Below are 20,132 nucleotides of genomic sequence, written 5' to 3'. Positions count from 1 at the left end.
CAGCAACCTTGTATAGTTCTTTCAAGGATAGTTTTTGGTCGAAGGTAGGATAACGGTCTCCCTTCTTTGAATTTAAAAGGGTGAACTAACTCTTGTGATGAAAGATTAAACAAAAAAAGTTGAAACAAATAAAAAAAAGTAAAGCCAAATTTCTTAGTAATACCCGCTTTTCGAAGGTGTTTCAGAATTTCTAATTCACGAAATACCGATATTAATTCTTTTGGCAGTGTTTTCTCGACAACCACACTATACTAGAGAATGAGGTGTTTTTTGTATTAATATAAATTTGTGAAGGCTCTTATTTAAAATCAAGATGAACCAAATTGATTTCAAATAAGAGCCTAATTATTTAGTTGTGAAGTTTGAGTTGATTAGCATTAGAGACGAAAGAATCTTCAACTTAAAAAGCCCGACATTATTTCAGCTCTATATTTTCTATATACAGATCAACATCCTTCATCAATTGTTTGAATAATATTCTATTTTTCTTTTTAATATTTATTTTTTTTCTTGCAGCCTTTAAAGAGAACTCTTCATGGACTATACAACTTCTGAGATTCGCCAATAATTTAGTATTATTCTTAAAAGTTAAGCAATCACCCATTTTCTCCTCTAAATCAAGAATTATATTTTTAGCGGATTTATTTCTATATTTACCTTTAAAAATAACTTTATAGATGTCTTTTAACAGTTGTTCAATTATTGAATACAATTCAACTGTGAGCGTTGCATATTTTCGGTCTCTGCGGCGTCCATAGAATTCTTCCAATTCATAATTGCTTAATAGCTCCACCCATTTAAAAGTACCTGATTTATTCGAAGTATTTTTTACAATTTGCTGAAATTCTTTTTCAATTAAACAAAGGTCTGCAAATGCATGGTCTTTTAATTTTCTGATTTCTTTCTTTTTACTCAATTTCAAACACTCCTTCCATCGATTGGATTTGGCAGCAAAAAGAAAGCCTATTCGCTCATTGCTCCCCTGTGCAACGACTTACCTATATTACTTACCCGAATTTTTGTGCTAACCAACTATTTTTTACTCATTCAGATACGACAAAGGATTACAACGGAAAAACGAAGATTACTAAATAGGTCCCAAATGATTTTGAAGGCTCTTTTTATCGGGAGTAATTTTATAGAATTGTGCCTTATTTCATGAAAGGACAAAATTAAAAAGACTTGGTACTGAATTGACTATATTGGTTTATATTATGTGCACTGTTGGGATGGTCAAGTACCGGTTAGCGAAACTGTCCAAGAGATGAATGGTTTAATTAAGAAAGGTAAAATTCGTCATTGGGGAATCCGATTACAACGGCTGGGCGCTTGCGAAGACATATACATGGGCAGCAGAAAATAATATGATACCGCCGATTGCACAGCAAATCCATTGCACACCGGAATTACGTGAAGCAGAGTTCGAAATTTTGCCGGCCGGTAAAGAATTGGGCATTGCTATAAGTATTCGGCCCCCACTTGGTGAGGGGTGCTCACTTGTAAATTTACAAGAAATAAGCTAGTGGAGCCAGGTACAAGGCAAGGGAATTGTTGGGAGCATTAGGTTTTACTATTACTAATATTATTACTGGGCTAATAATCTGTGCTGCTTTCTTTTTAATTCACTGCTTATCTGGAAATGCATGCATTTTTCATGTATATTGTGAAGATTTGCACTTATACTAACAGAGCTAAAGAAAGTGCTTAATGTATCTTAAAGAATACCAACCATTCATATAACTTATGCAAACACAATTGTCTTTTTAGTTTTCCCCATAGAAATACAGGATATTTAAAGGATATATGTACATGCATCCATCCAAATGATGAGGCATGCCATAGTTGGCGGAATATCTACTGCACAAATGTTGAAAGGATGATACCTATGAAGAAAAAATGGAGTAGGCAATTTATTGGTGGGGAGTGGAGAGAAGGAAGCAGCGAAAGAGTTTATGCAGATCAGAATCCTTACAATGAGGAAACGATTGCAGAAATCCGCCTGGCGAATGAAAAGGATATAGACGAGGCATATCAGGCGGCCAAAGAAGCACAAAAAGAATGGGAGAAGGTTAATCCATATCAAAGACAAGCCATCATAGAAAAAGCTGCACAAATTGTAGAGCGACGAAGAGAAGAAATAGTTCAGATTTTAGTGGAGGAAAATGGGGCTTCCCATACTAAAGCCAATATTGAAATTACCGGCGCGATCGGAATTATGAAAGAGTCGGCTACGTTTCCTCTCCGGATGCATGGACAAATAATGCCATCCATTATTCCTGGGAAAGAGAACCGGGTATATCATAATCCTGCCGGGGTAGTGGGCATTATCAGTCCATTCAATTTCCCGTTCCATTTAACGATGCGTTCCCTTGCCCCTGCTTTGGCAACAGGCAATGGGGTCGTGCTTAAACCTGATTTGCAGACGATGATATCAGGCGGACTCATTCTAGGTGAAATTTTTGAAGAGGCTGGTATCCCTAAAGGATTACTAAATATTACGGTTTGCAGCTCATCAGAAATTAAAGATGCATTTGTTGAACATCCGATTCCTCAAATTATTTCCTTTACCGGATCTACGCAGGTAGGACGCCATATTGGGGAACTTTGTGGAAGAAATTTAAAACGTGTGGCTTTAGAACTTGGTGGCAACAATGTCATGCTTGTGCTGAAAGATGCTGATGTTCAAAGAGCAGCTGCTTCAGCCTCATTCGGTAAATTTTTAAACAGCGGACAAATTTGCATGTCACTGAACCGGATTGTTGTCGAACGCCCGGTATACGATGCGTTTATAAAAGCGTTCGTGGATAAGGCATCGAACATAAAATACGGAGATCCCAGAAATGAGGATGTCGTTGTTGGTCCTCTCATCAATAATAAACAAATCGAACGAATTCAACGGTTAATCGACCAAAGTCTAGAGCAGGGGGCGGAATATGCCTTGCGGGGAGAAGTAAAAGGCAATGTGCTGGCTCCTACTATTTTGACGAATGTTACGAATGATATGCCGATTGCACAGGAAGAAATTTTTGGACCTGCTGTAGGCGTAATTGTTGTAGATAATGAAGAAGAAGCCATTCGCGTTGCAAACGACAGCGACTATGGACTGAGCGGTGCTGTTCATGCAGGTTCAACTGAACATGGTGTTGAAGTGGCGCAACAAATTATAACAGGAATGATTCACGTCAATGATCAAGGAGTCAATGATGAACCGATCGTTGCCTTTGGCGGGGAAAAAGCTTCCGGCTTAGGTCGATATGGCGGCGAATGGGCCATCCATGAATTTACAACGACAAAATGGATTTCAGTTCAGACAGATCCGCGAGAGTATCCGTTTTAATAGATCGAATAAAATGGAATGATGTTGGTATGAATAGTAGAGTGGTCTATGATTTTACGTTTGCCGAATATGGTACTATCATTGCACTGATCCCTTTCTCTTTTTATTTGATTAAAAAAGAAAAAATAGAAACTGTAAAATATATGAACTGCCCCCTAATTATTAGACATATCCAATAATTAGGTGGCAGTTTTTCTATGGTCAAACTTATAAAAGAAATGAAAATCAATTTAGTTAAGCAATAAGGTGGAGTGTTCAGCAGGAGTGTTTGAATTTGGGAATAATTAATCTGTTTACTATGGAAAGAGCAGTGCTAATTTTGAAAAGCGGTAACCGGACGTGATTTTTTATTTGAATCAATTGCCTATTGTGTTAAACCTACAGGCCAATATAGGCACAGAGAAGAAAATATTAATGAGAAAGTTTTTAGTAGGCATGCATTCTTAATTTCCTCACGCCTTTCCCCCAATAAATAAATTTAAATTATTTTTAAAATGCTGTCCCCTTTTCACCTGCATTACTGACATATGTATTTTGAAGGGAGATGCATATGATGGTATTCGAATATTTGAAAACATACGAAACATTTAATACAGTGGCGGAAATGGACGAAGCGGTGGCACAGCATGTTGCAGCACATGACTTAACGGAAAGTGAACGCAGTGTGATTTTACGCATTGCACAATCGGCGCTTCGTTATCCGGGAGCGGCCCATTTAAAGGCACAGACGATCGCCGATAGTGTAGGGATCAGCACGAAAACGGTTTATCGCACGGTGAAAAAAGCGGCTGCGCTTGGCATTTTACGAATTGTCGCAAGCACGAAAATGAATGGAATCAAAGGGGCGAACATCTATCAGATTTTACATGTCCCATCGGAAATGTCCGGTCGGGTCCCAGCTAAAGAAGTGGATGAAATAGCGGAAAGCGGCTACTTTTCGGAAAAGCAAACTAGTTCTTTTAATCTTTTTAAAACAAGCTCTTTAACAGAAATATATAATAATACGCTATTACGAATGAACGAGTGGCAAAAGACATTGTATGAATTCATGATGAGCCTGCCGCTGAAAGACGAATTGAAGGATGGATTACAGGCAGCGGTTTTAGCGACACCAATGCAAAGCAAAAGGGAGTTTACGATTGCGAAAGATGCGCTATGGCGGATTATCCAGCATATTCATGACGGGAAATTGACGATCCGCACAACATTGCGCGCGATTTATAAAGGGGCTTACGATAAGGCGATTGCACGTGAAGTGCTGCCGCGGGCGGAGGAGACTGAGGCCGAGCAAAGCAAGCGCCCGGTACCGTTTTACAATTGGCTGGAGGAGCGATGATGGGGATACCTCAAAATAAAAACCGGATTCGCTTATAAAAGCAAATCCGGCATATTGATTTTGCACAACAATAGCTGCCTGGTGGAACCACAGAAGGTCATGTACCGGCATACCTAAACCATGCTCCAGGATTTGAACGAGCTTTATCATTTAAATGTTGAGCTTTAAAAATTAAGAGGTTTGAAATTTGAAATTTCAGTTTTAATCTTTATGCTTTAAACTTTTCTGCTATAAAGTAAAATTTTGATTTAGGTTAAGTGACTGTTTGATTGTTTCAACTCGCACACAGTCAAAAGCACGAGCGCCGATACGTTTACTGTTTTCGCTAAGCCATGCAAATTAGTTAAATCTCAATGAATGTCGTGGCATTTGATTCTGATAATACTGCATCTACTTCCGACTCGAATTCCTCGATTTTAGCTGCAAGTTCATCGATGGTTTTCTTTGCTTGCATCGGGTCGATAAGTTCATATTCATTGCGCTTCATAAACGTATCGGTATGCAGTTTTACTTCTTCCGGCGATTGTTTTTCCTTGCTGCCCAGAATATTGATCAAATAATTTTCAAGCTTCTCGGGAAGTGCTTCATTCGCTGTTGTTACATCGTCGATCGCTGCAAAATATTGGCGGCGCAAATGGTTAACTAAATCCTTTTCATATTTAATCGATTGTTTGCGTTCAATCGCTTCAGCCACCGTCATTTCAGTTGCGCCGATTTGAACGATTGTTTCCGCATTTGATTCGACAACGAGCGCTTTCAGTTTATTCCGGTATTGGATCAGACTTGTCACTTTGTCGTAGGAACTTTGCATTCCTTTTTTGTATTCATCAATTGGCATACCTTCGATTTTTTCGTTGCTTTTGCGGTTGGCGCGGGCAAGCACTACAAGGTATGTGGCGGATTGGATCCGTTCACCAAGCATTTTTAATTCAGACAGTGCACGATGCAGCGATATTCTTTTCGTCTCCATGATGAACCCCCATACATTAAATTATTTGCAAATTCTACTATAGCATAAAGATAGACTGCGAGAAAACGAGGGATCCAGCAAATTATAATATTTAAAAATGAATGCACGAGAAAAGAAAAAAACAAAATGAACAACTCCATTGGACAAAGCGCATAGTATAGTGAAAACGAATTAAACGAAAGGTGGATGCTGTTGTATTATCCGCAAACCTTTTTTCAACCATTCGCTGCCTCGCCACGGGAAATGACGGTAACAGGGAATGGTGAAGTCGCGGTCCAGCCGGATTTTGCGCAAATACAAATAGAAGTTCGGACACAAGGGGAAAATGTCAGTATGGCCCAGCAAGAAAATGCGGTCATTATGAATCGTGTCATTGAATCGCTGAATGCAATAAACATTCCGGAAGAGGCAATACAAACGGCTGCTTACACAATTTTTCCAAACTATGATTTCATAGAAGGAAGACAAGTGCTAAGAGGTTATGAGGTGCAAAATGCGATTACTGTGGAAATAACGGATATTCGTCAAGTTGGTACGGTGATCGATACAGCGATACAAAACGGGGCAAATCATGTATCGGCTATTCAATTTAAGACGCTGAATGCAGATGCCCACTACCGCCAGGCGCTTCAATACGCTCTTATGGATGCGATTGGGAAAGCGAGGTCCCTGGCAGAAACGATGCACGTAAACTTGCAAAGTTTGCCTGTAGAAATAATTGAAGAGTCCAATATCGCCGCGCCGATTCCCTTCAAAGCGTTTAAGCTTAGCAATGAGCAGCCTGTTACCCCGATTGAGCCAGGAATAATAACAGTGACTGCCGCTGTTCGGGTTAAATTCCGATTTTAATGCAGCATTTTGCATCTGCAATATCCCTTGACCGATCGAGAAATCTATTGGTTAAGGTTTTTTTTGTAAAATAGAAATCACCATCAAAAATTCATTATAAAACGGTGCGATCTTTTTTAAAAAAGCATGATTAGCCAACTTGTATACATAAAGTAACAATGATGAAAAGTGAAGTAAAGAAGGTGCGAATTGAAAAAGAGTATTCAAATTGCGGGGGCATTTGTCAGTTTGGTAGTCGGGGCAGGCTTTGCTTCAGGGCAGGAAATTATGCAGTATTTTACAAGCTTCGGTGTTCTGAGCATATTCGGGTGTGTTGCGGCAACAATCATTTTTGCATTTTTAGGGATGAGCCTTGCCCAAATTGGCTCCGATTTGCAGACGTCTTCACATAAAGAAGGAATCCATTATATTGGAGGACGTTTTTTGGGGCCGGTGCTCGATCAATTGATTTCTTTTGTGTTGTTCGGTATTGGCATTGTCATGCTGGCTGGCGCAGGCTCCACCTTTAACCAAATGTACAATCTCGAGCAGTCATTTGGAAGCATGCTGATGGCGCTTGCCGTTATTTTTACGCTTTTGTTGAATGCGGACAGCATTATTAAAATGATGGCAGCGTTAATGCCATATTTACTGGGCATTATATTTATTCTCTTGATCTATTCTTTATTTACAATGGATTATTCGATAAATGAGTTAAATGGTATAGCGAAAAATCAGCCTTCCGCAACTTCTCATTGGCTGCCAAGTGCGATATTGTATGTTTCATATAACATCGCAGCGGGTGCAGCTATGCTCATTGTGATGGGCGGGACGACAAAGGACAGAAAAGCTGCGGCAAGAGGCGGGGCGTTAGGCGGCATGATTCTTGGCTTGCTAATATTGCTCATTAATATAGCGCTTTTTGCAAAAATGGATGTAGTTGCAGGAGTCGATATGCCAACACTTGAACTGGCAAAGCAAATTCACCCGGCAGCAGGCATCATCATGTCCTTTATTTTGCTTGCGATGATTTATAGTACGGCTGTAGGGACGCTTTATATATTAGCAGTACGAATTGCAAAGCCGGACCGTTTTACATTTAAAATCGTTGTCATGCTGCTCTGTTTGGCAGGTTTTGCGGTGAGCCTCATAGGTTTTACAACGCTAATCGGCAAATTGTATGTAATAATGGGCTATTTAGGGATGGGCTTAATAGTGATGATTTTATTTTCGTCGGCATATAAAACTGGCAGGCAGCGGCATAGTTGAACATTCGTGACAGGAAGCGAAAAATGAAATGAGCGCACAATCCGCATTGATCGTCGGCATTATTCAATGTGTTGAAAAGTATAAAAAGTAAAAAGACTTTCAATAAGATCAGCTTCATGTGTTAGGAAAAGTGATTTCTCTTCCGGATTTCTGAGCGGAATGGCGGATTTACTATGGTGCTGCCAACTAACTGTTTTAATGCGAATAATAGATTATCCGTTTCATATACTTTTCTATTGATGAATTATTTAAGGGAGGAACTTTGTGGAGGTTTCCGTAAGACCTGGTGATTCCATTTGGTACTACAGCAAAGTTTTTAATCTTCCTTTACAGCTGATTGTTGATTCTAATCGAACTATAAATGCACAAGTACTTATCCCGAATGAACAAGTCAGAATCCCGGGATATGTAACAAGCCTGTATACCATTCAACGAGGAGATACGATCTGGTCGATTGCACAAAGGATAAATATGCCGATGGATGCGATTTTCCTGCTCAATCCGATACTTAGTCCGTATGTGCTGCAAGTTGGTCTCATCTTAACACTACCTGTTCGTGTAACATGGAGGGTGGTCGATGGTAAACAAAACTATGAATACAGCAAGATGGTTCAGGATATTCGGATATTGCTGGCCATCTATCCTTTTTTGATGGATGAGCCGGTCGGAAATTCCGTATTAGGCAAAGAAATTCCGGGGCTCACGATTGGGAAGGGGCAGAAACGTGTCCATTTCAATGCATCATTTCATGCGAATGAGTGGATTACAACACCGATTGTTATGACATTTTTAAACGATTATTTACTATCTCTGACGAATAATCGTCCGATAAGAGGGCTTTCTACATTGCCATTATATATGCAGACAAGTTTAAATATTGTCCCAATGGTAAATCCGGACGGGGTTGAGCTAGTGCTGAATGGTCCACCGGCAAATGAAACCATCCGGAATAATGTAATTGAATGGAACGGCGGGAGTACGGATTTTTCAGGATGGAAGGCAAATATTAATGGGGTCGACTTGAATGATCAGTTTCCTGCAGAATGGGATTTAGAAAGAGAAAGAAATCCGAAAACGCCAGGTCCGCAGGATTATGGTGGGGAAAGCCCGTTATCTGAGCCAGAATCCATTGCAATGGCTGAACTTACAAGGGAAAGGGATTTTGCCCGGGTATTGGCATTCCATACGCAAGGGCGAGTCATATATTGGGGATTCCTAGGACTAGAACCGCTGGAAACAGAACAGCTTGTAAACGAATTTGCGCGGGTCAGCGGATATGAGCCCGTGCAAACAATTGATAGCTATGCGGGTTTCAAAGACTGGTTTATTCTAGATTGGCGCAGACCAGGCTTCACTGTTGAACTTGGCTTCGGAACAAATCCTCTGCCAATCAGTCAGTTTGATGAAATTTACGAGGAGGCGCTTGGAATTTTTTTAGTTGCGCTATATAGATAATAAATGATCTAAAAAAATGCCCCGTTTATTTGAGCTTGGACTAAACGGGGGAGAACTTGCTTATTACGAATCATTAACCATTTCATCTACTTCGTTCAAGTTTTGCTTTAACTCAGATAATTTTGCTTTGTTTTGCTCGACGATATCCAAATGCTCCTGACGCTGTTCCGCATTGAAAAGCGCATTTTCGGTACGTTCAATCGAATTGAACGCATGCTCCACCGCAAATTCCTCCGGGTGTGACATTGCTTGTTTAACAGCACGCTCTGTTCTTTCAACAGAATTGGATAATAATGTGCTTGGATGATTTTGTTTCCAGCTCGGTGTGCCTGAACTTTTTTTCGCCATTAGTTCCTCTTCCTTTCCCGCATAAATGACTGCTTAACACTTTTAGTATTGTTGGATGCAATGATTCCATACGTGAAACAGCATGCTTGCATTTGCTAATTATTTCATCAATTTTTATCGCTGCATGGAATAACTGCAGCGAGAACAGACATACTAGTATCGATTCACTTTTAAACATAGGGAGGCGGAACGAATGGATAAGAAGGGTGTCATAGCTCCAAAATCTAAGAAAATCCACCATAACTGGACGAGCGACAAGCATCAAAAGTCTCAAATAAAAGGTGAAACAGAGGTAACTCTGCATAACCAGATTTTGAGGATTAATGCGAAGGCGAGACAGTTCTAACCTTTGTCTTGAAGTAAATCAGGCCTTCATCCCAGTATATGCTGTGATGAAGGCCCTTTACATATTGCTACATTTACCGTTTTCCTTTTTGCGCTTGCTGGTGGAGCTCAGTTAACTCGCTTGCAATTTCTTCCCTTACTTTGTTTGGGGCAATTTTCAAGTTTTTCGGTGTTTGCGGTAACGATTGTTTATTCGTGCCTTTACTTTTGCTGTCGTCTCTGCCCATTCGTATGCTCCTTTCAGTATGATTCCTTCTTAATATGGCTGCTGGCCGATTTTTCATTACAAAAATTGAACAAGCCTGATAAAAGCATAAAACCTCCTATCCTGAGCACATTAAGTCAGTAGGAGGTGATGAAATATGAGCAAAAACAGCAAACAGACAATGAATGAACGAACACATAATCCTTTTGCTACCTATAAAAAACTGCACCAAAATACAACAAGCCATGATCGCAACCCTGAAGACAATGTGGCCGAATTTGCAGAAGAGTTCGATGCTAAGCTTAAAAATAAAAACAATAAAACGAATCACGATAAAAATCAGCAATCAAACAAAAAATAATTCAGCATAGAGTTATTGCAGGATCAAGGCATGTCGATTAATTCGTGCACTATAGAAATTCAACAGAATATATTTCGAGCCTTGCTGCATTAATTTGAACAAGGCTCTTTAAATTTTATGCAAGATCATTGAAAAATCTAACCTTGATAAACACTATCGCATGTTCCGCCTACTGGTTCGTAAAAGCAATGCTGCTTAAATTGACCGGTAAATGGTTGCCCATACCATGTCGGAGGGCACTCCCCAGCTGGATTGAAATACCAAAGCGCGTATTTTGCCGGATGGTCCCGCCAATAGTCCAAATTCTGTTTAGCCAATCTCCGTTCAGTAGGTCTTGCTCTTTGATAAAACATATTCCCTTTCTGAACCGCTTCAAAAGAATAATTGTTTCCTTGAACTTGGAAAATGACTTGCTCAATTGTCCGAACATCATTAAAGTCAAGGCAAGTTGCAATAACGCGGTTTACAATAACATTTCCAACATAAAGCATTCCTTGCTTTCCTTCGCCTTCAGCCTCTGCCCTCATCATTCTAGCCATTAAATCGATATCGGCATCGCGGTATTTTACTCTTGGCATTTTTTCACCTCAAATCTATTGTATGAAAAAATCAAAAATGATGCTCTCGTTAATCATATTATTTATTATTCAATAAATACATGTATCTTTTACATTCCTCATAAATTATTAAATAGGAGAGAGGAGGACGGACAATTCAAATTCATGTTGTGCAGTCGGGGGAATCTTTATGGACAATTGCGCAGGCATATGGAACAACGGTGCAAACTTTAGTGGATGCCAATCAAATCCCGGAGCCAAACCGGTTAGTCGTAGGGCAAGCATTGGTCATCCCGGTATGGCAGCAATTTTATATCGTTCAGCCAGGGGATAGCTTATGGTCAATTGGTATGCGATTTGGTATAAATTATTTAACGCTCGCACAAATAAATAATATTCATCCAAATTCAATGCTGATGATCGGGACGGTGCTTGTTTTTCCGCCGCCATCAAAAACATCGGCGGAAATTTTGGCGTATGTGGAGCCAAGAGGCGATGAAGTAAGTGAAGCACTGTTAAATCAAGTGCGTGAAGCGAACCCATATTTAACTTATTTAGCATTGTTCAGTTATGAGGCAAGGCGTGATGGCACGTTGAAGATGCCGGCAGTTGCTCCATTGCCAGCCATTGCGGCACAAAATAATACGAGTCTTGCAATGGTCATTACGAATCTTGAAGATTTTCAATTCAGCAGTGAGCTGGCGCGTGATATTTTTCAAAGCGAAGCGGTACAAAACTTACTTTTTGACAATATTATTGAGGAAGCGAAGCGTGTCGGCAATATATCTGATATTCATTTTGATTTTGAACGAATATCCGGCGATCAACGGGAAGCGTATAATAACTTTTTGCGAAGAGCGGTAGAAAGGATGCATGCGGAAGGATATACAGTGTCCACTGCACTGGCGCCAAAAACGAGAGCCGATCAGCCGGGCGAATGGGTTGCGGGACATGACTACAGGGCACATGGTGAAATAGTTGATTTTGTATTGCTGATGACGTACGAATGGGGATATTCTGCAGGACCACCAATGGCCGTTTCCCCGCTGCCGCAAGTCGAACAGGTGGTACAATACGCATTAACCGAAATTCCGGCAAGCAAAATATTGCTCGGGCAAAACTTATACGGCTATGATTGGACACTGCCTTTCGTACAAGGAGGGGAATATGCGGAGGCATTAAGCCCGCAGCGCGCGATTGAATTGGCTAAACGCTACAATGCGGCTATCGAATATGACTATGTCGCACAAGCACCATTCTTCAATTATTATGATGAGCAAGGGCGCTTGCATATCGTGTGGTTTGAGGACGCCCGCTCAATCCAGGCGAAATTCAATTTAGTTAAACGATTGAATTTGCGAGGTGTCGGCTATTGGAAGCTCGGTCTGCCATTCCCGCAAAATTGGCTGCTCATCGGGGCGAATTTTCATGTTGTGAAGAAGTAGTGGTTTTAGTAATATATCCGAACTGTTCCCTGATTTGGAAGTCTCGTTCCAACTAAGTGCCAAGTATAAAACCGATAGTATTCGATGGAAAAATCAGTGGCGAAAATAAAAAAGTGAAATCGACTCATTGATTTCACTTTTTCCTCAATTGGAAATAAAAACAGGATTAACCGATTGCTGTGTTGAAGTTTGTTTATCCGGGAATTTTAACATAAAGCGTTACGGGGCCAAAGTTGCGTAAGTTTTGCGGAGGCAGGGAAAAAGAAATAGCGGTGCATCATTCTCCTAACATTCGCTTGCTATGCAAAATTTAATTTGATACACTCGATTTAATTAAATGCATTTGCAGGGGGACACACTGTGTTGAGAAGGTTAAAACCTGACCCTTAGAACCTGACCGTTAACACGGACGTAGGGAGCAAAGTACAAGATTATACATATGTACTTACTAGGGCTCCGCGTATTTTTTTACGTGGAGCCTTTCTTTTGCAAATACTTAAGCATTTGATTTGCGGGGGGACACATTCGTGTTGAGAAGGTTAAAACCTGACCCTTGGAACCTGACCGTTAATACGGGCGTAGGGAGCAATGAGAAGTGGCATTTACACTTTTTGGCGTCTCTACTATTAGAGGCGTCTTTTCGTGCTTCCGCTCACTAAAAAGAGGAGGAGTAATAATGGAGTTTTGCGAAAAAGTAAGAAAAGAAACGGATTACTATTGGGAGGCTAGCTTTTATCATCCTTTTGTGCGAGGCATTGCGGATGGAAGCTTGCCGCTGGAGAAATTCAAATTTTATATGCTGCAAGATGCGTATTATTTAAAGCATTACACGAAAGTGCTTGCGCTCGCGGCTGCAAAAGCTACGAATGATGAGGATGTCCGCTATTTCCTGCAGACAGCGAAGTTTATACATGAAGCCGAGCTGGAATTGCATCGCACTACGTTTAAAGAACTAGGGGTGACAGCTGAAGAAATAGAACAATTTGAAGCAGCGCCGGCAGCTTATAACTATGTGAGCCATATGTATAATGCCGTTCATAATGGGGATGTAGCAGAAGCATTTGCGGCAATATTGCCTTGCCCATGGCTATATCAGGAAATCGGGCAAAGATTAAAAAACGCACGTCCTAATGTACAGCTTTATGAACAATGGATCGAACTATATGCCTCCGCCGAGATGCGCCAAAATATCGAAGCACAAAAATCCATGCTGAATCGCTATGCAAAGGAACAGCCAAGAAAGCAAAAGCTATTGGAAGAGCATTTTAAGAAGAGCTGCTATTACGAATGGATGTTTTGGGAAATGCCGTGGACGAAGCAAGGCTGGGTACAAGGGGTGTATATAAATGAGCCTGCAAAAAATTAATAAAAAGCAGCCATTAGTGCATTGCATAACAAACTATGTCGTGGCGAACTTTACGGCAAATGGCTTGCTTGCAGTCGGGGCTTCCCCGGTAATGGCTGATGCAATAGAGGAAGCGGCGGAAATGGCTTCAAAAGCAAATGCGCTGCTCCTTAATATGGGTACATTAAATGACCGGGCAATTCAATCAATGAAACTGGCAGGACAAAGCGCAAATGCGCATCAAATCCCCGTTGTGCTCGATCCGGTCGGGGCAGGGGCTACTGTATTTCGCTATGAAACGGCAAAACAGCTGCTCGAACTTTTAACGATTAGCATAATCAGATGCAATGTGGGCGAAATGGCTGCAATCGCAGGTGCAGATTGGGAATCGAAAGGTGTTGATAGCGGCGAAGGGGAAATAGATGTTGCAGAAACGGCCATGCAGCTGGCAAATAAATATCAGTGCATCGTTGTTGTTACCGGAAAGCAAGATGTAATAACAGACGGGAAAAGGCTTGAATATGTGGATGGTGGTCATGTAAAGGTGACTAAGATGACGGGGAGCGGCTGTTTGCTTAGCGCCCTTTGTGCAGCCGTTTTGGCATGCGGTGCAAAACCGTTCGAAGATTTAGTCTTATTACTCAATGAATATAAGAAGGCAAGTGCAAATTCCTATGCAAGTATAGGGACATTCCATACAAATTTCTTAAATGAACTAGAAAGCACAGCGGGAGGAAATCAATGATTGCATGTACGATAGCAGGTTCAGATAGTGGTGGAGGGGCAGGCATCCAAGCAGATTTAAAAACATTTCAAGAGCTCCGTGTATTTGGCACATCGGTGATCACTGCATTAACCGCGCAAAATACGAAAGGTGTCCACGGGATTTATCCAACGACTGTTGAATTTGTCCAAGAACAGCTAAAAGCGATTCTTGATGATTTTAATGTACAGGCGATTAAAACAGGCATGCTGTTCAATGCCGAAATAATTGAAGGAATCGTTTCTGTACTGAAGCAGGGGGAAATCCCTCTTATTGTGGACCCGGTAATGATCGCAAAAGGCGGTGCAAGCCTACTGCAGGAGCAAGCGATGATTGCGCTGAAAGAAAAATTGCTCCCGATCGCGACAGTGTGTACACCGAATATCCCGGAAGCAGAGGCACTGACAGGACGAACAATCAAGACGGATGAAGAAATCGCGCACGCTGCCCAATACTTAATGGATCTGGGTGTGCAATGTGTTGTCATGAAAGGTGGGCATCTATCTGGTAAGCAAGCTGTGGATACTGTGTTTATCCGAGGTGAAGCACCATTTAAAATGAAAACAGAGCGAGTGGATACGAAGCATACACATGGAACAGGCTGCACGTTTTCGGCAGCTATTACGGCGGAAATGGCGAAAGGCAAATCGATGCAAGTCGCAATTATTGAAGCGAAAAGATTTGTCCAGCTAGCGATCCGCCATCCGCTAAATATCGGTAATGGGTCTGGCCCTACGAATCATTTTGCTTACCATGAGCAGCGCGGAAAGTGTGATGTGCATGTCATTTGATTTAAATAAATATTTTATTATGGGGACGATGAATTGTGAACGGAATGCGCTTCATGTTTTGGAAGAAGCATTACAGGCGGGAATTACAATGTTTCAACTGCGGGAAAAAGGCGTAAATGCTTTGCGCGGCGAGCCGTATGCCCAATTTGCCCGCCAATGCCAAAGTTTGTGCAAAACGTATAATGTTCCGTTTATAGTGAATGACGATGTGGAGCTTGCACTGCAATTGAATGCTGACGGGATTCATGTTGGGCAAGATGATTTAAATATCGAAAATTTCCGCAGGCGTGCCGCAAATAAAATAATTGGCGTGTCTGTTCATACATTGGAACAATTAAAGCAAGCGGTGGAAAACGGGGCGGATTATGCCGGGATTGGCCCGATTTATAAAACGACGACAAAAGAAGATGCCAAACCGCCGGCAGGAGTAGCTTTATTGAAAGAAGCGAGATTGCATTATCCTCACTTCCCAATTGTTGCAATCGGCGGCATTACGCCAATGAACAGCAGCATTGTGCGCCAGGCAGGGGCAAATGGGGTCGCGGTCATATCTGCCATCAGTTTGAGCAAAAACGTCACGGCAACTGTAGGAATGCTATAATATCCAAAAAGCACATTACTCCGATTTATCCAATAAAAGCCGATTTTAATAGGTAAATAAATCTACAGTTTCACATAGTTCTATTTTAAAAAATTGCATATTGTATCCAAATGCTCCTTTCTACCATTCTGAAAATTTAGTATTATAAAGTTGTTGTAAAATTCAGAATACGGGAGTGAGATGAATGTGGAAAAAACTATCGGTTTCAGCTCTAACGTTAACGCTTTTAGCTAGTGGAATGACAGCAGCCTCAGCATCAACTGCAAGCGCTGAGGAAATGACGCGCGGGGAATTTGTTAAGGCAGTCATTGATGCATTAGGCGTGCCAGTTGGTTCCGGCCAATCCGTAAAGTTTCAAGATGTACCTGATTCATTAAAGCCTTATATTGAAAAAGCAGTTGAATTAAAGTTGATCAAGGGGAAAACACCGACACAGTTTGCACCGGATGAAAAATTGACACGTACACATGCCTTTCTAATTGCAGCACGTGGAATACAAGACGATAAAACATATTCGGAAAATGTATTGAATCAGTTTAAGGACGCGAATAAAATCGGTGCGGGAAATCGTCAAGAGATGGCGAAAGCAGTGCAGCTAGGCTTATTGACAGGATATGAAGATTCCACAATCCGGCCGAACAGCTTTGTCACAAAAGCGCAAATGCATAATATTCTACAGCGCTTTCTGGAAGAATACAGCCCGGTAGAAGCGAATACAACAGTCGCATTGCGTATTTTGGGGACGACGGATATTCATACAAATATTGTGAACTACGACTATTATAAAGACGCACCATCAAATAGTTTAGGGCTTGCGAAAACAGCTTTGCTCATCGAAAAAGCCCGTGAGGAAAATCCGAATACTGTACTGTTTGATAATGGTGATGCAATCCAAGGAACACCGTTAGGCTCCTATATTCAATCCGTCAAAAAATTGAGAGATGGGGAAGTTCATCCTTCCATTGCAGCGATGATTGCGCTCGATTATGATGCTGCGACATTCGGCAATCATGAATTCAACTACGGATTGGAATTTCTGGATGAAGTGACAGATGATGCGCCCTTCCCATTCGTAAACGCGAATGTGCGCAATGCAGCGACAAAACAACTTATGTACGAGCCATATATCATGGTCGAAAAAGAGGTTGTTGACTCAAAAGGCGGTAAAGCGACGATAAATATTGGCGTAACGGGTATTGTGCCACCGCAAATTTTAAAGTGGGACAAAGCGAATTTGGAAGGAAAGGTTACCGTAGATGATTCTGTGGAAGCTGTTAAAGAAGTCGTTCCGAAAATGAAGGCAGCAGGGGCGGATGTTGTTGTTGTGCTTTCACATTCGGGCATGGGCGATGCGACACATGAAGTCGGCGAAGAAGATGTATCGTATTTAATAACGGAAATTGCCGATGTCGATGCGGTTATTACTGGTCATGCCCATGATGTCTTCCCTGGAAAAGTCGACGGGTCATTAACGAGTGTCGATATCGAAAAAGGGACGATGAACGGTGTACCGATTGTCATGGCAGGCAAATTCGGCAGCCATCTTGGTGTCATTGATTTAGAGCTTGAGAAAAAAGATGATGCATGGGATGTTACAGCGGGAAGCGGGGCTGTGCGCGAGATTGCAAAAGATGATGATAATGTGAGCAAGGCTGTTATCGATAGTGTGAAAGAAGCGCATGATGGAACGATTGAATATGTGCGTCAATCGGTAGGAACAACGAAAGCTACGATCCATAGCTATTTCTCGCAAGTGCAGGACGATCCATCGATTCAAATCGTGACAAATGCCCAAACGATTTATGTGAAGGAAAAAATAAAAGGGACTCCGTATGAAAACTTACCGGTCCTATCAGCAGGTGCACCATTTAAAGCTGGTACAAGAAGCGATCCCGAGTACTATACATTTATACAAAAAGGCGAACTGGCGATTAAAAACGTCGCGGATCTTTATTTATACGACAATACGCTGGCGATGCTGAAAGTTACTGGTGCGGACGTGAAGGAATGGCTGGAAATGTCTGCAGGTCAATTCCACCAAATTGACATCACAAAAACCGAGGAACAGCAGCTGATCGATTCCGACTACCGCTCTTACAACTATGATGTAATCGATGGTGTTACGTATGAAATCGATGTTACGGAGCCGGCTAAATACGATGCAAGCGGAAATTTGGTAAATGAAAAGGCATCACGGATTGTGAATCTTCAATATGATGGCAAGCCAATCGATTTGGCTCAGGAATTCATTGTAGCAACGAATAACTATCGCGCAAATGGAACATTCCCGGGTGTGCGCAATGCGACAGCGATCGAAATTTACCCGGATGAAAACCGTCAAGCGATTATCGACTATATTTTAGCGGAAAAGACGATTGATCCAACTGCAGACGGCAACTGGAAATTTGCGCCGATTCCAGGCAATGTGAAGGTTGTTTTTGAATCATCGAAAAAAGCGGTCGATGTACTGGACGCGAGTAGCGCTATTCAATATGTTGGCGATGGCACAGATGGCTTTGGAAAGTATTTATTGGAAACGAATTAGAATAGCGTAAGTTTAATAGAAGTTTCATGTAAGTAAGTACAGGAATGTGTTGAAAGTTTTGAACTTTTAATGACGGTACTGGAATTCTGCTTATTTCATTCAGAACTATAGCTTTAATCTTATAGAGTAACAAGCGGGCGCATTTCTTCAGGAGATGCGCCTGTATTTATTTAAGGGCTATTATATTAATCCTTAGATAAATTGGGGAATATTCAAAGCAAAGAGACAAGGGGGTAAAAAAGTGCAAATGGGGATTATCCGGTTTCAAATGAGGATTATGTCATGCCAAGTGAGGATTAAAAGAACGCATTTGACGATTATCCTGTGCATATCGGGGAGTATCTGTCTTGTATGGATGAGCCGACCGGGCGTTTTAAGCATGAAAGTGAGGATTAAATGAAATGAATGGAGAGGAGACATCCTTTTTCTTCCATGCACACGCCACTAGTACAAAAACTGAACTAAGCGTAATTATTGCGTAAATGAATTTTCCGGAAGCGTCTGCATTCGACTAGGCTTAGACATCTCAGTAGATGAATAGCAGGTACCAAAGGAATTTTACACAAGAGTCTGCACTTGACTGATAAATAGACGGAGAAATTCCGCTTAATCAGGAAATTACATAAAAAACAGCGTAAATAGGCGGAGAATTTCCGTCTATTAATCTAAAAAACATAAAAAAGGTGGATTTTTCTTCACTTAACCGGAAAATTTACCCTTATTTTCCCGTGAACGGCCCACACTGCATAAATAACCGGAAAAAATCCGCTTATTTTTATTTTTGCTAAACTGCTACATTGATTGGTGATGCATTTATTCAGGGAAATACATTTTGCAGCAATGATATTTACTGTCACACTAAGCACTTCTGATCAAATCGAACAGTGTGTGCTTTTCTTTTGGTATTGAATAATAAAGAGGAAGCGCATAGTAATCGCGCAGTAACTTCGTAAAGCAAAATAACTCGCACTTAGGTTCGTATTACATCTAAAAGGGTTTTACTTTTATAGTTGTCAATACCTTTTCAGATGAAAGTTTCGGATGTCATGGTAACTGTTGGTTAATTTCTGTTTCATAAAATCCTATTTTAATAATAAATAAATTCAATGTTGGATTTAATACCAATTTATAGGCAATTTTTTTGGGGGAAATATATTTTACGATAGGGGCACGAAAGGAGGCATACAAAATGAAAAAAAGTTTTATCACATTTTGTGCCATAGCACTTTTAGCTACCCAGGCCCCTGCAGCAAACGCGGCGGCAAATACTGAAGGAGATTATTCGAAAGTAAGAAACATTAACACGTATAAGGTTGAACAAGCTCACAACTATAAGATCGTATTAAATAAATATATTATTAATTGGAATCCGGTCTATAAATTTGTAGCATTTAAAAAAATAGAAAGTGAAAAAACTATTAAAGATAAAGAAGCAAATGTCCCGGTAATCGAGGAAAAACCGGAACAGCCGAAAGCACCAGCAGCCGAGCAAAAGCCGGAACAGCCGAAAGCACCGGCAGCCGAGGAAAAACCGGAACAGCCGAAAGCACCGGAAGCCGAGCAAAAGCCGGAACAGCCGAAAGCACCGGCAGCCGAGGAAAAACCGGAACAGCCGAAAGCACCGGAAGCCG

General features: G+C 41.1%; 21 protein-coding genes, 2 pseudogenes and 2 riboswitches. Of the genes and pseudogenes, 17 read left to right on the top strand and 6 right to left on the bottom strand.

Features of this window, described 5'->3' with window-relative positions; translation table 11 throughout:
* Window positions 1-88 precede the first annotated feature (88 nt).
* Window positions 89-245, bottom strand: a pseudogene (locus tag ACTHOQ_RS03240) (IS4 family transposase); the annotation flags it as partial.
* A gap of 170 nt (window positions 246-415) precedes the next feature.
* Window positions 416-916 carry a nucleoside-diphosphate sugar epimerase gene (locus tag ACTHOQ_RS03235; RefSeq protein WP_440494226.1) on the bottom strand — a complete coding sequence of 167 codons (501 nt, stop codon included), beginning with the start codon at window positions 914-916 and terminating at the stop codon, window positions 416-418.
* Between the two features lie 276 nt (window positions 917-1,192).
* Between ACTHOQ_RS03235 and ACTHOQ_RS03230 the strand changes: the two genes are divergently transcribed.
* From ACTHOQ_RS03230 to ACTHOQ_RS03210, 5 genes are all read left to right on the top strand, one after another.
* Window positions 1,193-1,363 (top strand): aldo/keto reductase, encoded by a 171-nt coding sequence (locus ACTHOQ_RS03230; RefSeq protein WP_440494282.1) that lies wholly within the window; start codon window positions 1,193-1,195, stop codon window positions 1,361-1,363.
* Between the two features lies 1 nt (window position 1,364).
* Entirely contained in the window at window positions 1,365-1,523 is a 159-nt protein-coding gene (locus ACTHOQ_RS03225; RefSeq protein WP_440494225.1) for a hypothetical protein, read from the top strand.
* A 362-nt stretch (window positions 1,524-1,885) separates the two neighbouring features.
* Window positions 1,886-3,337 carry an aldehyde dehydrogenase family protein gene (locus tag ACTHOQ_RS03220; RefSeq protein WP_440494224.1) on the top strand — a complete coding sequence of 484 codons (1,452 nt, stop codon included), beginning with the start codon at window positions 1,886-1,888 and terminating at the stop codon, window positions 3,335-3,337.
* A complete protein-coding gene (locus ACTHOQ_RS03215) occupies window positions 3,295-3,516 on the top strand; it encodes a hypothetical protein (protein ID WP_440494223.1) in 222 nt (73 codons plus the stop codon). The genes ACTHOQ_RS03220 and ACTHOQ_RS03215 overlap by 43 nt, the downstream gene beginning before the upstream one ends.
* Window positions 3,517-3,887: 371 nt before the next feature.
* On the top strand, window positions 3,888-4,673 hold the full coding sequence (locus ACTHOQ_RS03210) for a helix-turn-helix domain-containing protein (RefSeq protein ID WP_440494222.1): 786 nt from the start codon (window positions 3,888-3,890) through the stop codon (window positions 4,671-4,673).
* Window positions 4,674-5,016: 343 nt separating this feature from the next.
* Here the strand turns inward: ACTHOQ_RS03210 and ACTHOQ_RS03205 are convergent, their stop codons facing one another.
* Complete coding sequence (locus ACTHOQ_RS03205; protein WP_440494221.1) at window positions 5,017-5,643, bottom strand: hypothetical protein; 627 nt, start codon at window positions 5,641-5,643, stop codon at window positions 5,017-5,019.
* A 192-nt stretch (window positions 5,644-5,835) separates the two neighbouring features.
* Here ACTHOQ_RS03205 and ACTHOQ_RS03200 point away from each other — a divergent pair, with 192 nt between their 5' ends.
* From ACTHOQ_RS03200 to ACTHOQ_RS03190, 3 genes are all read left to right on the top strand, one after another.
* Entirely contained in the window at window positions 5,836-6,492 is a 657-nt protein-coding gene (locus ACTHOQ_RS03200; protein WP_440494220.1) for an SIMPL domain-containing protein, read from the top strand.
* 189 nt (window positions 6,493-6,681) lie between these two features.
* Window positions 6,682-7,740 carry a YkvI family membrane protein gene (locus tag ACTHOQ_RS03195; RefSeq protein ID WP_440494219.1) on the top strand — a complete coding sequence of 353 codons (1,059 nt, stop codon included), beginning with the start codon at window positions 6,682-6,684 and terminating at the stop codon, window positions 7,738-7,740.
* Between the two features lie 264 nt (window positions 7,741-8,004).
* Entirely contained in the window at window positions 8,005-9,195 is a 1,191-nt protein-coding gene (locus ACTHOQ_RS03190) for a M14 family metallopeptidase (protein ID WP_440494218.1), read from the top strand.
* 63 nt (window positions 9,196-9,258) lie between these two features.
* On the opposite strand, the gene ACTHOQ_RS03185 is transcribed toward ACTHOQ_RS03190, so the two are convergent.
* Window positions 9,259-9,543: a hypothetical protein gene (locus tag ACTHOQ_RS03185; protein ID WP_440494217.1), complete on the bottom strand. Its 285-nt coding sequence runs from the start codon at window positions 9,541-9,543 to the stop codon at window positions 9,259-9,261.
* A 193-nt stretch (window positions 9,544-9,736) separates the two neighbouring features.
* Here ACTHOQ_RS03185 and ACTHOQ_RS03180 point away from each other — a divergent pair, with 193 nt between their 5' ends.
* Window positions 9,737-9,889, top strand: a complete 153-nt coding sequence (locus ACTHOQ_RS03180; RefSeq protein WP_440494216.1) for a YpzG family protein — start codon at window positions 9,737-9,739, stop codon at window positions 9,887-9,889.
* A 73-nt stretch (window positions 9,890-9,962) separates the two neighbouring features.
* On the opposite strand, the gene ACTHOQ_RS03175 is transcribed toward ACTHOQ_RS03180, so the two are convergent.
* Complete coding sequence (locus tag ACTHOQ_RS03175; protein ID WP_440494215.1) at window positions 9,963-10,115, bottom strand: YfhD family protein; 153 nt, start codon at window positions 10,113-10,115, stop codon at window positions 9,963-9,965.
* 135 nt (window positions 10,116-10,250) lie between these two features.
* On the opposite strand from ACTHOQ_RS03175, the gene ACTHOQ_RS03170 reads away from it, so the two are divergent.
* Window positions 10,251-10,454: a hypothetical protein gene (locus tag ACTHOQ_RS03170; protein ID WP_440494214.1), complete on the top strand. Its 204-nt coding sequence runs from the start codon at window positions 10,251-10,253 to the stop codon at window positions 10,452-10,454.
* A gap of 137 nt (window positions 10,455-10,591) precedes the next feature.
* Here the strand turns inward: ACTHOQ_RS03170 and ACTHOQ_RS03165 are convergent, their stop codons facing one another.
* Window positions 10,592-11,032 carry a cell wall hydrolase gene (locus ACTHOQ_RS03165; RefSeq protein ID WP_440494213.1) on the bottom strand — a complete coding sequence of 147 codons (441 nt, stop codon included), beginning with the start codon at window positions 11,030-11,032 and terminating at the stop codon, window positions 10,592-10,594.
* Window positions 11,033-11,166: 134 nt separating this feature from the next.
* Here ACTHOQ_RS03165 and ACTHOQ_RS03160 point away from each other — a divergent pair, with 134 nt between their 5' ends.
* From ACTHOQ_RS03160 to ACTHOQ_RS03130, 7 genes and pseudogenes are all read left to right on the top strand, one after another.
* Window positions 11,167-12,456: a glycoside hydrolase family 18 protein gene (locus ACTHOQ_RS03160; RefSeq protein ID WP_440494281.1), complete on the top strand. Its 1,290-nt coding sequence runs from the start codon at window positions 11,167-11,169 to the stop codon at window positions 12,454-12,456.
* A 337-nt stretch (window positions 12,457-12,793) separates the two neighbouring features.
* Window positions 12,794-12,891, top strand: a riboswitch (TPP riboswitch).
* 68 nt (window positions 12,892-12,959) lie between these two features.
* Window positions 12,960-13,058, top strand: a riboswitch (TPP riboswitch).
* 74 nt (window positions 13,059-13,132) lie between these two features.
* A complete protein-coding gene (tenA, locus tag ACTHOQ_RS03155; protein WP_440494212.1) occupies window positions 13,133-13,822 on the top strand; it encodes a thiaminase II in 690 nt (229 codons plus the stop codon).
* Window positions 13,803-14,546, top strand: a complete 744-nt coding sequence (gene thiM / locus ACTHOQ_RS03150; protein WP_440494211.1) for a hydroxyethylthiazole kinase — start codon at window positions 13,803-13,805, stop codon at window positions 14,544-14,546. Before tenA ends, thiM begins: the two co-directional genes overlap by 20 nt.
* Window positions 14,543-15,355 (top strand): bifunctional hydroxymethylpyrimidine kinase/phosphomethylpyrimidine kinase, encoded by an 813-nt coding sequence (thiD, locus tag ACTHOQ_RS03145; RefSeq protein ID WP_440494210.1) that lies wholly within the window; start codon window positions 14,543-14,545, stop codon window positions 15,353-15,355. The genes thiM and thiD overlap by 4 nt, the downstream gene beginning before the upstream one ends.
* Entirely contained in the window at window positions 15,339-15,956 is a 618-nt protein-coding gene (gene thiE, locus ACTHOQ_RS03140) for a thiamine phosphate synthase (RefSeq protein WP_440494280.1), read from the top strand. The genes thiD and thiE overlap by 17 nt, the downstream gene beginning before the upstream one ends.
* A 184-nt stretch (window positions 15,957-16,140) precedes the next feature.
* Entirely contained in the window at window positions 16,141-18,501 is a 2,361-nt protein-coding gene (locus ACTHOQ_RS03135) for a bifunctional 2',3'-cyclic-nucleotide 2'-phosphodiesterase/3'-nucleotidase (protein WP_440494209.1), read from the top strand.
* A gap of 1,189 nt (window positions 18,502-19,690) precedes the next feature.
* A pseudogene (locus tag ACTHOQ_RS03130) lies at window positions 19,691-20,132 on the top strand (hypothetical protein); the annotation flags it as partial.

Source organism: Solibacillus silvestris (genome assembly GCF_051967575.1).
Taxonomy (GTDB): domain Bacteria; phylum Bacillota; class Bacilli; order Bacillales_A; family Planococcaceae; genus Solibacillus; species Solibacillus silvestris_B.
This window is presented reverse-complemented; position numbering and strand designations above follow the sequence as displayed.

What these genes read in the sequence shown, in the direction of transcription:
- thiM (WP_440494211.1), top strand. Translation starts at nt 13,803, where the DNA reads ATGAGCCTGCAAAAAATTAATAAAAAGCAGCCATTAGTGCATTGCATA.
- thiE (WP_440494280.1), top strand. Translation starts at nt 15,339, where the DNA reads ATGTGCATGTCATTTGATTTAAATAAATATTTTATTATGGGGACGATG.
- tenA (WP_440494212.1), top strand. Translation starts at nt 13,133, where the DNA reads ATGGAGTTTTGCGAAAAAGTAAGAAAAGAAACGGATTACTATTGGGAG.
- ACTHOQ_RS03165 (WP_440494213.1), bottom strand. Translation starts at nt 11,032, where the DNA reads ATGCCAAGAGTAAAATACCGCGATGCCGATATCGATTTAATGGCTAGA.
- ACTHOQ_RS03185 (WP_440494217.1), bottom strand. Translation starts at nt 9,543, where the DNA reads ATGGCGAAAAAAAGTTCAGGCACACCGAGCTGGAAACAAAATCATCCA.
- ACTHOQ_RS03220 (WP_440494224.1), top strand. Translation starts at nt 1,886, where the DNA reads ATGAAGAAAAAATGGAGTAGGCAATTTATTGGTGGGGAGTGGAGAGAA.
- ACTHOQ_RS03135 (WP_440494209.1), top strand. Translation starts at nt 16,141, where the DNA reads ATGTGGAAAAAACTATCGGTTTCAGCTCTAACGTTAACGCTTTTAGCT.
- ACTHOQ_RS03210 (WP_440494222.1), top strand. Translation starts at nt 3,888, where the DNA reads ATGATGGTATTCGAATATTTGAAAACATACGAAACATTTAATACAGTG.
- ACTHOQ_RS03225 (WP_440494225.1), top strand. Translation starts at nt 1,365, where the DNA reads ATGATACCGCCGATTGCACAGCAAATCCATTGCACACCGGAATTACGT.
- ACTHOQ_RS03215 (WP_440494223.1), top strand. Translation starts at nt 3,295, where the DNA reads ATGGATTTCAGTTCAGACAGATCCGCGAGAGTATCCGTTTTAATAGAT.
- ACTHOQ_RS03175 (WP_440494215.1), bottom strand. Translation starts at nt 10,115, where the DNA reads ATGGGCAGAGACGACAGCAAAAGTAAAGGCACGAATAAACAATCGTTA.
- thiD (WP_440494210.1), top strand. Translation starts at nt 14,543, where the DNA reads ATGATTGCATGTACGATAGCAGGTTCAGATAGTGGTGGAGGGGCAGGC.
- ACTHOQ_RS03205 (WP_440494221.1), bottom strand. Translation starts at nt 5,643, where the DNA reads ATGGAGACGAAAAGAATATCGCTGCATCGTGCACTGTCTGAATTAAAA.
- ACTHOQ_RS03170 (WP_440494214.1), top strand. Translation starts at nt 10,251, where the DNA reads ATGAGCAAAAACAGCAAACAGACAATGAATGAACGAACACATAATCCT.
- ACTHOQ_RS03180 (WP_440494216.1), top strand. Translation starts at nt 9,737, where the DNA reads ATGGATAAGAAGGGTGTCATAGCTCCAAAATCTAAGAAAATCCACCAT.